Annotated in this window: 7 protein-coding genes; 2 read left to right on the forward strand and 5 right to left on the reverse strand. The window is 56.3% G+C overall.

The window, feature by feature from the left end; all coding sequences use genetic code 11:
- Positions 1–56: 56 nt before the first annotated feature.
- The 4 genes from H8K27_RS01950 to H8K27_RS01965 form a co-directional block, all read right to left on the reverse strand.
- Positions 57–2,645 carry a cation-translocating P-type ATPase gene (locus H8K27_RS01950; protein WP_186861546.1) on the reverse strand — a complete coding sequence of 863 codons (2,589 nt, stop codon included), beginning with the start codon at positions 2,643–2,645 and terminating at the stop codon, positions 57–59.
- Positions 2,646–2,887: 242 nt separating this feature from the next.
- The gene (locus H8K27_RS01955) at positions 2,888–4,012 is read right to left on the reverse strand and encodes a beta-ketoacyl-ACP synthase III (protein WP_186861547.1); all 1,125 of its coding nucleotides are present in this window, start codon (positions 4,010–4,012) and stop codon (positions 2,888–2,890) included.
- A gap of 356 nt (positions 4,013–4,368) precedes the next feature.
- Complete coding sequence (locus H8K27_RS01960; RefSeq protein WP_186861548.1) at positions 4,369–5,001, reverse strand: YitT family protein; 633 nt, start codon at positions 4,999–5,001, stop codon at positions 4,369–4,371.
- A 123-nt stretch (positions 5,002–5,124) separates the two neighbouring features.
- Positions 5,125–7,164 carry a site-specific recombinase gene (locus tag H8K27_RS01965; RefSeq protein WP_329604325.1) on the reverse strand — a complete coding sequence of 680 codons (2,040 nt, stop codon included), beginning with the start codon at positions 7,162–7,164 and terminating at the stop codon, positions 5,125–5,127.
- 399 nt (positions 7,165–7,563) lie between these two features.
- On the opposite strand from H8K27_RS01965, the gene H8K27_RS01970 reads away from it, so the two are divergent.
- Together H8K27_RS01970 and H8K27_RS01975 are read left to right on the forward strand one after the other, a co-directional pair.
- Positions 7,564–8,865: a hemolysin family protein gene (locus H8K27_RS01970; RefSeq protein WP_186861549.1), complete on the forward strand. Its 1,302-nt coding sequence runs from the start codon at positions 7,564–7,566 to the stop codon at positions 8,863–8,865.
- 97 nt (positions 8,866–8,962) lie between these two features.
- A complete protein-coding gene (locus H8K27_RS01975) occupies positions 8,963–12,586 on the forward strand; it encodes a bifunctional diguanylate cyclase/phosphodiesterase (RefSeq protein ID WP_186861550.1) in 3,624 nt (1,207 codons plus the stop codon).
- Positions 12,587–12,608: 22 nt separating this feature from the next.
- On the opposite strand, the gene H8K27_RS01980 is transcribed toward H8K27_RS01975, so the two are convergent.
- Positions 12,609–13,718 carry a 6-phosphofructokinase gene (locus H8K27_RS01980; protein WP_186861551.1) on the reverse strand — a complete coding sequence of 370 codons (1,110 nt, stop codon included), beginning with the start codon at positions 13,716–13,718 and terminating at the stop codon, positions 12,609–12,611.
- Between the last annotated feature and the right edge of the window lie 26 nt (positions 13,719–13,744).

The following is a 13,744-nucleotide window of genomic DNA, read 5'->3' on the forward strand; positions in this document are numbered from 1 at the left end:
CAGCGACGGTCTGCCTGCGGAACGCTAGCAGCCTGACCGGTTTCCGAAGACGGCTGTTATCTGACCGAAGACCGTGCCGTCAGCCTGTCACGCAGCGTTTTGCTCAATGCCAGCAGCACAATGCAGGCAAGCGCTGCCGCCGCGCCGGACAACACATTGTGCCATTGCGGCCGGCCAAAATAGAATAACTGGCTGAGCCCCGGCACTGTCAGCGCCAGCAGCAATACCGCCATACCAGTGCCGACCACCCACCATAAAGCCGGATTTGGCAGGCGCAGGCTGTGCCAGAGGCTGGCCGACTGGCTGCGGTGAATAAAAATCAGCCCCAGGTTGCCCAGCACCATCGTCGTGAATGCCAGTGCCCGCGCTTCCCCGGCATCAAACTGTTGCAAGGCCATCCAGTACACCGCCAGCACCGTCAACAGCAATGCGCTGCCACGGAACAGCCCCGTCAGCAGAACCGCGCGCTCAAACAGACTGGCACCGGATGCGCGCGGCGGCTTTTGCATCACGTCCGGCTCTTCCGGTTCTGCCTCAAACACCAGCGAGCAGGTCGGGTCGATCACCAGTTGCAACACCATGATGTGCACCGGCATCAGCACCAGCGGCCAGCCTGCAATGACCGGAATCAGCGACATGCCGATGACCGGAATGTGGACGGCGATAATGAAGCTGATGGTTTTTCGCAGATTGTCGAAAATGCGGCGGCCTGCGCGAATCGTGGTGACGATGGAATTGAAATCGTCTTCCAGCAGCACCAGCGCGGCGGATTCACGCGCCACATCAGTGCCGCGCTTGCCCATGGCGATACCGATATGGGCCGCCTGCAATGCCGGCGCATCATTGACACCATCGCCGGTCATGGCAACCGTTTCACCGGCCTGTTGCAGCACTTGCACCAGGCGCAGTTTCTGCTCCGGCGAGACACGACAGAAAATATGGGTATCCTGCAAGCGCTGCAGCAGTTCGGCATCGTCCATCTGCGTCAGCGCATGGCCGGTCAGGGTGCCGCCGGGACTGTCGATACCGCATTGCGCCGCAATATGGCGCGCGGTGGCCGGATAGTCGCCGGTAATCATGATGACGCGGATTCCGGCGCTGCGGCAGTCGCGAATAGCGGCAGGCACACCGGCCCGCACCGGGTCGGCAAATGCAATCAGTCCGACCAGTTCAAACACAAAATCATGCTGGATTGGCGGCAGATCGTGATTGTTTTCACCGGACGGATGGCTGCTTTCCGGCATAAAGAGCGCTCTGGCTACGCCAAGCACCCGCAGGCCTTGTCCGGCCATCCGGTTGACTTCCGTCATCAGCGCCGCAGTCTGCCCAACACTCAGGTGGCACAGGTCGGCGATCGCTTCCGGCGCGCCTTTGCTGGCGATGACGAAATGGGCATGGTCGGTGGATTGCCATACCCGCGACATGGCCAGCAATTCTTTCGACAATGGGTATTCCTCGACCAGCTCCCAGCTGTCATGCCAGTGTTCCTTCTGCGTCAGGCAGGCGTGGCTGTATTCCTGAATCGCCAGCTCCATCGGGTCGAAAGGCTTGCGCTGGCTGGCAAGAATGGCGTATTCCAGCACCTCGTGAAATGTTTCCGGCAGTTCGGCACAGGGATCGCCACAGGTGTGGCTGGCGTCATCGGCAAACAGCTGTGCGACTGCCATTTTGTTCTGCGTTAGGGTGCCGGTTTTATCGGTGCACAATACAGTGGTTTCCCCCAGCATTTCGATCGCCGGAATCCGCCGTGTCAGCACATGCTGCCGTGCAATCCGCCATGCGCCGATGCCGAGAAACAGCGTCAGGATGACGGGCAGTTCTTCCGGTATCAGAGCCATCGCAAACGTAATGCCAGCCAGAATGCCATTCAGCCAGTCATGGCGGCTGACGCCATAGCCGAGCGCCAGCAGGCAGGCAACCGACAGGCTGGCAATGGCGATCATTTTGACGACATGCTGCATCTCCGATTGCACCCGTGTCGGCTCGGAATGCGTTGCCGCCAGCGCCTGCCCGATTTGGCCGATGGCGGTACGGTTGCCGGTGGCGAGCACACGGGCAAGACCTGTTCCCTGCACGATGAGAGCGCCGGAAAACACGAATGGCGTTCCCTCGCCACCCGCAGCACCCATTTGTTGCGGTACCGGGTCAGCCGGGATTTTGGTGACAGCGAGGGATTCTCCGGTCAGCAAAGATTCATCTGCGCTCAGGTTGATACCAGTCAGCAATACCCCGTCAGCGGGTATCCGTATGCCTTCCGTCAGCAGCATCAGGTCACCCTGCACAATATCCCGTCCCGCAATACTGATCTGCTGCCCGTTGCGGATCACGCTGGCACGCGGGCTCGACAGATCCCGCAATGCGTCGAGCGCCCTCTCGGTCTTGTGTTCCTGAATGATGCTGATGATGACGATAATCAGTACAAAGCACAGCAACACGATGGCTTCATGGGGGTCGCCCAGCAGCAGATACACAGCGCCACAGGCGAACAGCAACAGCAGCATCGGTTCCGTCAGCACCTTCCAGATCATGCTGCCCAGCCTGCGCGATTGTGCCGCTGCCAGTTCATTGGGACCATCCGCCGCCAGCCGTTCGGCGGCTGCCTGCGTCGTCAGGCCGGTAGTCAGCAGATCGTGTTCAGGAGGCATGTCTGTTCAGTCGTCCATCGGTGTGGAAAATCGGAAAATCTGTCGGCACAGTGTAGCAGTCACGCCTGTCAGCGTGCAAAGAAGCGGGATGTGGTCAGGCGTTGCTGCCCAGATGGTGCCGCGTGGCGATGACACCTGCATGACAGTGACATCCAAGGCGGCGTGAAGCAGAGAGCAAAAAAATGGCTGCCGTATTTCAGCGGCAGCCATGATGAGTCTGTTGAGTAACTGGTGATGTGCGGTCAGGCCAGTTTTTTGACGACCACGCAGCCGATTGAGTAGCCGGCGCCGAATGAGCAGATCACACCGATGGTTCCTGCCGGCAGATCGTCCTGATACTGATGGAAGGCGATGATGGAACCGGCAGAGGAGGTGTTGGCATACGTATCGAGAATCGTCGGTGATTCTTCCGGGGTGGCATCACGGCCCAGAATCATGCGGGCGATCAGCAGGTTCATGTTCAGATTTGCCTGATGCAGCCAGAAGCGCTTGACATCGGGGATGGCGATGCCAGAGGTTTCGACCGTCGACGTGATAACGGCAGCCGCCATTGGGCAGACATCCTTGAATACTTTGCGGCCCTGCTGGCGGAACAGTTTATCCGGTTTGCCGATACCGGATTCATCGGCACGGTTCAGGAAGCCGAAATTGTTGCGGATATTGTTGGAGAACTGGGTCTTGAGTTTCAGGCCGACGATTTCAAACTGATGCGCAGAGGTCGCCAGATCAGCACGTTCCACCAGAATTGCGGTGCAGGCGTCACCGAAAATAAAGTGGCTGTCGCGGTCGCGCCAGTTCAGGTGGCCGCTGGTGATTTCCGGATTCACCACCAGTACTGCCCGCGCCTGCCCTGACTGGATGGCGCTGACTGCTGCCTGAATACCGAAAGTAGCGGACGAGCAGGCGACGTTGATGTCGTAGCCGTAGCCATCAATCCCGAGTGCATTCTGGATTTCCACGGCCATCGCCGGATAGGCGCGCTGCATATTGCTGGCGGCGCAGATCACGGCATCGACATCGGCAGCGGTACGGCCGGCGCGTTGCAGCGCCTGGTTTGCCGCAGCGACAGCCATTTCGCACATCACCGACGGCTCGTCGTCGCTGCGTTCCGGAATCCGGGGCACCATGCGCTGCACATCGAGTACGCCTTCTTTGTTCATCACATAGCGCGATTTGATGCCGGATGCTTTTTCGATGAAGGCGACGCTGGATTCTTCCAGCGCAGTCACTTCTCCGGTTGCGATGGCGGCGGCATGCTCGGCATTGAACTGCTGCACATAGGCATTGAAACAGGCAATCAGCTCTTCGTTAGAGATCGATTCGGAAGGGGTAAACAGGCCAGTACCGCTGATGACTACTTTGTTCATCGTTTGCTTTCTGTGGATGGGCATCCTGATTTTCTGTCACGTTCCTGTTGTTTTTGTCAAAACCTGCTGGGACGACAGACGGAAGAACCAATGCCCGGTCTGATTGGGTTGAATGAGATATCTGAGTCATCGTCGACGCACCGTTTCAGGCAAACTTTGCACAAAAATTGCGCGACGTTGTCGCTCGATTCTACACAAAATTCAAGACGCGATTATCAAAAACGGGCAGAAATAGAGTGCTTGTTCCAGAATAATATTGGCTAAATTTCAATGCCGGATATCAATTCTGTTATCACACCTGCATATGGGCATGTGTTGCCACATTGGTTTGTGTCCGATTTTCATACCGGAATTTTTCATACCGCCATGTAGCGGCCCGGACGATGATTCAGGCTGATGGCGAGATTCAGCGCAAAGGCGCCGAGGATGGAGGCCAGCAACGACAGTGGCGACACCACTGCCAGCGAAGCCAGCACGATCAGAAAATCGAGCCCCATCTGTAATTTTCCGGCACGGATTCCTTTGCTTTGCTGCAGATACAGCGCGAGGATATTGATGCCGCCGAGACTGGCCTGATGGCGGAACAGGACAATAAAGCCGACACCCATCAGCAGTCCGCCGATCAGTGCCACGTAAAAGGATTCCAGCAGTCCGCCACCGGTCAGCTGCAGCAGTCGCGGATGCAGACTGGAGAACAGCGATACCAGCGCCACGGAACAGAAGGTTTTGAGTGTGAAGCGCCAGCCCATGCGCTTCCACGCGAGCCAGTAAAAAGGCAGGTTGATGAGAAAAAAGACCAGCCCGAACGTCAGTCCGGTACGGTAGTGAATCAGAAACGCCAGTCCGGCAGTGCCGCCGGTCAGCAGGCCAGCCTGATTAAACAGCGCGACGCCCAGCGACACAAACAGTGTGCCTGTCAGTATGGCCAGAATATCTTCCAGCAGACTGTGCGGTACAAATCGCCTTGATGGCGGAGCAGGGGCAGACATAGCGATGAACCAGGGGAAAAAAGAATGTCCATTGTACGCGCGCCCTGCACGCCGGCAGCAGGCAGCCGGCGCGGCTTCACGATTCATTGACATGCGTCAAACGATCGCGGCTGATACGGACTGTCAGTGTCGCGTATCAGACGACGGATGCCTGTCATCGTCTGTTTGCTGAGGCGACACAGCATCCGGCGGCGGCAGGAAAAATGCCCGGCTGTCAGAACGAAAACGTTGCCATAACAGCCCCAGTAATGTGCCGCCCTGGCCGAAGCTGACCCGGCGTGAGCGCAGCGCCACCAGCAACGCCAGACTGAAGCTGACGCCCAGATTCACCAGACCGATCAGCAGGATGCCTGACAGCGAATACAGCGCCAGTTGCCAGCTGATCTGATGCTCCAGACCGACCAGCGCAAATGCGAAATTGGCGCTGGAAAAAGTGATGTGCCGGATATCTACCGGCAGGCCGAAAAAGACGCCGAGCTGGCCGATTGTTCCCAGCATGATGCCGAAGAAAAAATTACCCGCCAGTGCCCCCAGATTATTGCCGATGTAATGCGTGACCGCATGCAGACGGGCTTCGCCCAGACATTTCCTGAGCCACGGTAGCTGGCGCAAACGTGCCGGAATATGCGCATAACTGGCCTTGTTGTCGTAGTAACCGGAAATCAGTCCCGACACAAACAGACAGACTCCGGCAATGGCCGCGTGGGGCAGGGCAAGACTGCCAAACGGATCGAGATCATGCAGCAGATGCTGGGCTTTTTCCGGAGGCGCCAGATGACTGCCGGTGATGCCGTACCAGGCCCAGGCAATCGCATAAGCCGTCGGCAGGGCGAGTGCGATATTGCCAATGATCGCGATCAGCTGCGAGCGGAAAACGGCAACGATCAGATCCGCCAGTTCATCCAGTTTCTGTTTGCCCTGATCGATCGCGCGGGCAATCAGGGCGGCAGTCATGGCAGGTTGTTTGGTCGCAATCGTGAAATGCAGCACGTGCACCAACATGAAGCCCGACGAGTAATTCAGGCTGTAGAGGACGGCATAGCCGAACGGTGCCAGTGCCATCTTGCTCATCAGCACTTTGATCATTGCCATGAATCCGACAATGAACCCGGCACCCATCGCTGATCTGAACATACCCAGCCATTCACCGCGGTTGCCGGTGACGTAATGTTCACCGCTTTTACCGGCGCGTTCCGTGACTTGCAGCGACAATAATTCCGTATTGGTCTGGATCAGGTCGCGCAGGCTGTGGCGTCTGTTTTCTGCAGTGACCAGTTCTTTAAACAGCTGAATCGCCGTGCGGCTGATCCGGTCGCGTTGTCCGGCATCCAGCAGGGCCAGCAGCTTGCGCAGTCTGGACATGCTTTGCGTCAGCCTCAGCAGCAGCCGGGTCAGGCTGACGGATACGCCATTGGCGGCAGCGGTCTTGCGGATTTTACTGACGATCTCATCGCACTGCGAGAGCAGCACGTCGATATGCAGGCTGTCATCACGCCTGAGCTGGCGGTCATTCAGCCATGCGCGGTAGCGTAAAACATAATCATTGATCTCGTCGTTCTGCCGCAAAAAGGGAGATTCGAATTTTTCGATATCCGGATAATTTCTGACCAGCTCCGCTTCCAGCCCGATCGTGGTGATCCGGTACGACAGCACCTGTATCGCGCTCAGTACTTCGTTGCTCAGGGCGTGATGGGTCTGGCGCGCAGTGACGGTGCGCAAACCGATATTGGCCAGTAAATCCATCCAGACATGGTCTGACACGCCATTGATCCAGACATGGTCGTCCGCCTTGTTGAAAATCTGACCGAAAATATCTTTGACGTAATCGTCATTGACCAGTGGCGGTAAGCATTGACTCAACAGGCGCTGGGTGGCTGCGCCCCAGAAGCCATTGTTCAGGGTGATGCCGGTATCGGTCAGCAGGTGCAGTAATTTACGGCTGGTCAGTACCTGCACCAGATATTGCAGCAAGGCGCGACGCCAGACCGGATGCTGCTGCAGCACGAAGCACAGTGCGCGGATGTTGTCAGTTGCATGGGCGATATCGCGGGCATGCCGCGGACGGATGGCGGCGACCAGCGCCTGCAGGTGGCGGATATGGCTGGTGTCGGGATGTTGCTGCAGTTCTGAAGTGATTTCCATCAGGACGATGTCTAAAGACACTGTACTCTCCTTTCATTGAGACAGGCACCATGACCGGTGTGACCGGCAGCAGGGTGCGTATCTGTTTGGCCCGGTGATGGTGATGGCGGGCATGTTTCATGCATCGTACGCTATATACGACGCGCACAGCAGGCAGGTGACCGTAGTCAGGGATGCGGTGCCGGATGTGTCTGTCACCAGAAGTCTGGTGCGACGGACCGGCAATCCGCTGATGCAGTGCCGGCCGGGATGATTACAGGGCGGACGGGATGGTCCGCAGGATACGCTCTGTGTAGATAGAGACCGTTGTTGCCGGGAAAAGTTTCATGCTCTGTCTGGCAGCCCGTAATTGTATGCAAATGTATCCAAAGTAATCTAATTAGTCTAAAGTAGTGCCGTGTTCATCCTGAAGGCAGGGCGTTGGATAATTTATTGCTAGTGGTGGCTGCACTTTTTCTCGTTTTATTAAACGGATTTTTTGTTGCGGCTGAATTCGGACTGGTCAAACTGCGCCAGACGCGTGTGCGCAGCATTGCCAAAACATCCGGGCTGCGCGGGCGCCTGCTGGTCACCGTGCACCAGCATCTCGACACTTATCTTTCTGCCTGTCAGCTGGGCATCACGCTGGCTTCCCTGGGGCTGGGCTGGATTGGCGAACCTGCGTTTGCGCGCCTGCTGCAGCCGCTGCTGCATCAGATCGGCGTGGCGTCGGCAGAGGTGATTCACGGTATTTCTTTCTTCTTCGCATTTTTTGTCATTTCTTTCCTGCATATCGTGGTGGGTGAGCTTGCTCCCAAGTCGATGGCGATCCGTATGCCGGAAAGAGTGTCGCTCTGGACGGCGCCTGCCTTGTACGGATTCTACTGGCTCATGTATCCGGCGATCTGGGCGCTGAACAGCAGCTCGAATCTGGTACTGAAAATCATTGGTCTTGACACCGTACATGGCAGCGACAGTCATTATTCGCCGGAAGAATTGAAACTGATCCTGCGGGGCGGGCATGCGGGAGCCAAGGAAACCCGTGACGAGTGGAGCATCATGGCGCAGGTGCTGGATTTCGGCGGCCTGGAAATTTCCGATCTGATGCGTCCGATCAATGAAGTCGTTGCCATGTATAAATCTGCCAGCCTGGAAGAAAACATGGAAACCGCTGCCAGAAACCGCTTCAGCCGCTATCCGTATTTCGACGACGATGAGCAGACCGTGCTTGGCATGCTGCATCTGAAAGACCTGTTTCTGGCGCAACAATCCGGCAAGCCGCTGGAGGATCTCAGCAAGCATTTGCGTCAGGTGGAATTCGTGCCGCCGAACATGCCGGCACTGGAACTGTTCCGCCGTTTCCGTAAAGGCGCGCCGCATTTTGCGATTGTCGGACATAAAGGCAGCAAGCCGGTTGGCTTCCTGACACTGGATAATTTGCTGAGTGCGCTGGTCGGCCAGATACGGGATGAATTCAGGCAAAATGAAAATGACTGGACATTGCTGGATGACGGCACATTGATCGGAAAAGGCAGTCTGCCTTTATATACACTGGGCATGGCGCTCGGCTTCGATCTGGACAGCGATGAGGTAGAATCGATTGGCGGCCTGATCATGCAAAAGCTGGGTGATCTGCCAGCCGAGGGGCAAAAAGTGGAATTTGAACAATTCGATGCGGTGGTCAAAAAAATGAACGGGCCGCGCATTGTGCTGGTCAGGATTTATCCAAAGCAGCATCCATGAATTTCCGGCATACTGAGAGCTAACATCGGAAAGTCATCAAAATCAAAAAACACCGGAATCAGGAATCAGGCGTGAACTAAACCTAAGGCCAGTCGGTATGCGAGCGCATCACACATTATCCGCTTATACCCGTAACTTCTGGATGGTGTCGGCCAGTGTGCTGGTTTTTCTCCTTTTTTTTGCGGTTTATATCCGTTCTGCAAACCAGCTGGATACCCTGCAGCAGCAACATTTCAAAGTCCTTTCCCTGGCCGACGAGTTGCGGCAATCCTCCGATGATCTGACCCGTATGGCGCGCGCCTATGTGGCAACGGGCGATCCGATTTATCAGCGTTATTATCAGGAAATCCTGGATATCCGGGATGGCCGCCGCCCACGGCCAGCAGGCGGCGCCCGCATGGAATGGGATATGCTGTCAGCCAATCCTGATAAGACGCGGGAGCCATCCGGGGGGGAAATCGCCCTGATGGAGCTCATATCCCAGGCTGGGTTTACCGAGCAGGAAACTGGCAGGTTAAATGCAGCCAAAATACAGTCCGACCATCTGTCCCAGACGGAACTGCATGCCATGCATCTGGTCAGCAGCAGCGGTGCCCATACCCTGTCGGAAGCGCAGAAGGCCGCCAGCATACCCTTGTACGATCCGGCCTATCTGCAGGAAAAGATTTCCATCATCGAACAGATCAATCAGGCGCGCAGGATGGCGCATGTCCGGCTGGAGCAGGCTGCGTCCGAACTTGAGTCGCGAGTACAGTGGCTGCAAAAAATCATGATACTCAATGGCCTGGTTATTCTGGTGCTGCTGGTACGCAGCTATCGTTCGCATTGGCAGATGATGGGGGGAACGCTGGAAGAAATTTATCAGCAGCTTTCCCAGCTTGGCGGCCAGCATACACCTGTCGCGGGCGGTAGCGGTTGGCAACATATCACCAGCATCAAATCCTGGATTGTGCAGACCCGCGAGTATCTGGAAAGAGTGGATGCTGAAAATCAGGAAATCAGTCAGAAAAACCAGCGTCTGACCCGTCTCTACAATGCGCTTAGTTTGTGTAATCAGTCCATCGTGCGCAGCAGTTCTGAGCAGGAGTTGTTTGAGCGGGTGTGCCATCATGCGGTGGTGCACGGCGGTATGAATATGGCGTGGATCGGGCTGGTGAATGAGGATACCCAGGAATTCCGGCCTGTGGCGCAATACGGCGATGAAGCAGGTTACTTGTCGGACCTGAAGATTTCCAGAGAGCCGGATCAAAATGGCAATCTGGGGCCGATTTCCAGCGTGCTGGTGAATGACGAACCGTTCTGGTATCAGAATTTGCAGCAGGATACCCAGTATCGGCACTGGCATCAGCGCAGCGTTTTGTTCGGGTGGAAATCAATGGCGATTTTACCTTTGCATAGAAATGGCAAAGTGGCCGGAACGTTTAATCTGCTGCTCGATCAGGTCGATGCGTTTGATGATGCGTCGCGCCGGCTGTTGCTGGAAATGGCGGTCGATATCAGCCATGCACTGACCCGGTTTGAGCTGGAGCAGGCCAGGCACCAATCCTTGCAGATGGAAGCAGTGCGCAGCTATCTGATAGAGCGTACTACCGGAAACCAGTCTGTCCGTGACATTTTGCATGATGTCGTGCTGAAACTGGAAGTCATGATTCCGGACAGCATGTGTACCATCATGCTGTTAGACAAAGACGGGCGCCGCATCAGAACAGGTGCGGCGCCCAGTTTACCGGATTTTTTTCTGCATGCAATTAATGGTCTGGAAATTGCGCCCGGAGAAGGTTCCTGCGGCAATGCCATGGCTACCGCCACCAGAACGATCGCGGCAGATATTGAAAGCGACCCGTTCTGGGTAAAGTATATCGGTCTGACTAAACGGGCTGGACTCCGATCATGCTGGTCAGAACCGATTGTGTCTTCTGTCGGCAAGATGCTGGGGGCTTTTGCGATTTATAACCATGTGCCGGGCAAACCCACGGTGTTCCAGATTCAGTTGCTGGAAATGACCGCGCATTACATTGCGAATACTCTGGAACGCAAACAGGCTGAAGAGACTTTGCGAAAATTGTCGCAGGCTGTTGAACAGAGTTTTAATGCCATCATGATTATCGACCGCAAGGCACATATTGAATACGTGAATGCGGCCTATCTGAAGCGGTATCACAAGACGCTGGAAGAATTGATCGGACAGCGGCCGCCGCTGATGTATCCGGGACAACTCAGCCGGGCGAATTACCGGAAGACCCGCAAGCTGCTGAAACACGGGGAAAGCTGGCATGGAGAACTGCTCCGCACCGATGTTTCAGGAAAAATGCACACTGATCTGATTCATATTTCCCCGGTGAGAGACGGCGCCGGGGAAATTACCCATTTCCTCATCATGCAGGAAGATATCAGCGAGAAAAAACGCAACGAGGAAAGAATTCAGTATCTGGCGCATTTCGATGCGCTGACCGGGCTGCCGAACCGGGTGTTGCTGGAAGAGCGGGCGCGCTATGCGTTTGGCAGGGTGGTGCGCACCGGAGAGCCGCTGGCAGTCATCTTTTTCGATCTGGACCATTTTAAAGATATCAATGATTCGCTGGGACACAGCATCGGCGATGCGCTATTGATGGAAGTCGCACACCGTCTGTCGGTCAGCCTGCGGGCGGACGATACGATTTCGCGGCTTGGCGGCGATGAATTCGTGCTGATATTGCCGGGTGTGGACAGTGTGGGGGCAGAGCGGGTGGTGACCAAACTGATGGAAATTGTCTGTCTGCCTTACCACATTGGAAATGTCGACCTGACGATTACTACTTCGGCAGGGATAGCAATGTGCCCGGACGATGGCCAGGACCTCGAAACCTTGTCCAAAAATGCCGATGTCGCCATGTACCGGGCAAAGCGCGAAGGCCGCAATGCTTACCGGTTTTTCACACAGGAGATGCAGGCGCGTTCAGCACGCCATTTGGAGCTGGTACATGCGTTGCGGCTGGCGCTGGAAAAACAGCAATTCACTTTGCATTATCAGCCGCAGATTGATATCGGAACCGGGCAGGTGATCGGCATTGAAGCCTTGCTGCGCTGGCAGCACCCGGAGCTGGGGGCAGTACTGCCGACAGAATTTATTCCGGTGGCGGAGGAAAGCGGCATGATTCTGCAGATCGGCGAATGGGTGCTGAACACCGCCGTCCATCAGCTGCGGTTGTGGCATGAGCTGGGGTATAAAGAACTTTGCGTGGCGGTGAATTTGTCGGCGGTACAGTTCCGCCATGGAGACCTGCCGCATGTGGTCAGTCAGATTCTGGCCGCAGAGAAAATGCCGGCTGCTTTTCTGGAGCTGGAGCTGACAGAAAGTGTGGCAATGCATGATCCCGAAGCTGCGATCGAGATGATGAGTAAGCTGCACCGGCACGGTGTCAGGATGTCGATTGATGATTTCGGAACCGGTTATTCCTCGCTGAGTTATCTGAAGAAATTTAAAGTCTATAAACTCAAGATTGACCGCAGCTTTGTGCGCGATATTCATACCGATCCGGAAGACAAGGCGATTGTCAGCGCGGTTATCGGGCTGGCTAAAAACCTGGGTTTGAAGACGATTGCCGAAGGGGTGGAGACTGCCGAGCAGCTGGAGTTTCTGCGGCAGCAGGGTTGCACCGAAGTGCAGGGGTATTACTTTGCGCAACCGATGCCGGCAGCGCAGCTGGAGGAATTTATACGGCAGCGTCATTCGCCGGAATGAGTCCTCATCGTTTGAGTCCTGTTCAGTCGCCGAGACAGATATGCAGGTCGCGCGCAGTCTGCAGGCAATCGCTGTTCAGCGGAACATTTTTCATGCGTCCGGCAACTTCTTCCAGCGCGACATAATTCACGTCCGGAAATGCCAGCGCCACCATGATGCCGGAATGTCCTTCGTCCAGCGCACGCACCGCCGCCGCGCCGAAGCGCATGGCGGACACGCGGTCGAAGGCGCTCGGACTGCCGCCCCGCAATAAATGGCCGAGCACGACTGCACGGGTTTCCTTGCCGGTTTTTTGCTGCAATTCATGCGCTAATTTTTCTCCGATTCCGCCCAGTCGTTCAACGTAGCCGGTACCTGCCTGCTCCTGCAGCGTGGCATTGCCACCAACCGGATTGGCGCCTTCTGCCGCAATCACGATGGCGTAATGCTGACCTGCAGCTTCGCGTGCAAGCAGATGTGCCACCAGCCGGTCGATGTCATAGGGAATTTCAGGAATCAGGATGCCATGCGCATTTGCTGCGATCCCGGAATGCAGTGCGATCCATCCGGCGTACCGCCCCATGACTTCCACCACCATGATGCGGCGGTGACTGGCGGCGGTACTGTGCAGACGGTCTATGCATTCAGTGGCGAACGATACTGCCGTGTCGAAGCCAAACGTGGTAAAGGTTTTGTCGAGATCGTTGTCGATGGTTTTTGGCACGCCCACCACCCGCATCCCTTGCAGATGCAGGGCGTGGGCAATGGTCAGTGTGCCGTCGCCGCCAATACAGATCAGCGCATCAATGTCCCTGTTCCTGAGCGCGGCGTGGATTTCGCCGCTGCGGTCGGTTTCCTGCATGCTGCCATCCGGCATGAGTGTCGGATAACGCAATGGATTACCGTGGTTGGTGGTGCCGAGCAGGGTGCCGCCCAGGTGGCCGATCTGGTCAACCTGGTCGATACTGAGCCGCGTGATCCCGTCTTCCGGATAACGGTCAGGGCACAGAATGCCATTGAATCCTTCGCGGATACCATAACATTCCCAACCACGCCGGACAGCCGCAAACACGACCGAGCGGATGACCGCGTTCAAACCTGGCGCATCACCGCCCCCGGTGCTGATGGCTATGCGGCGTATGGTCTGTGACATGAAGTTTCCTTGGAATTCGGAACGGA

The sequence above is a fragment of the Cognatundibacterium griseum genome, assembly GCF_014284195.1.
GTDB lineage: Bacteria > Pseudomonadota > Gammaproteobacteria > Burkholderiales > Burkholderiaceae_D > Undibacterium > Undibacterium griseum.

Coding starts and splice junctions, on each gene's coding strand:
- H8K27_RS01950 (WP_186861546.1), bottom strand. CDS start 2,645: ATGCCTCCTGAACACGATCTGCTGACTACCGGCCTGACGACGCAGGCA.
- H8K27_RS01980 (WP_186861551.1), bottom strand. CDS start 13,718: ATGTCACAGACCATACGCCGCATAGCCATCAGCACCGGGGGCGGTGAT.
- H8K27_RS01960 (WP_186861548.1), bottom strand. CDS start 5,001: ATGTCTGCCCCTGCTCCGCCATCAAGGCGATTTGTACCGCACAGTCTG.
- H8K27_RS01955 (WP_186861547.1), bottom strand. CDS start 4,012: ATGAACAAAGTAGTCATCAGCGGTACTGGCCTGTTTACCCCTTCCGAA.
- H8K27_RS01975 (WP_186861550.1), top strand. CDS start 8,963: ATGCGAGCGCATCACACATTATCCGCTTATACCCGTAACTTCTGGATG.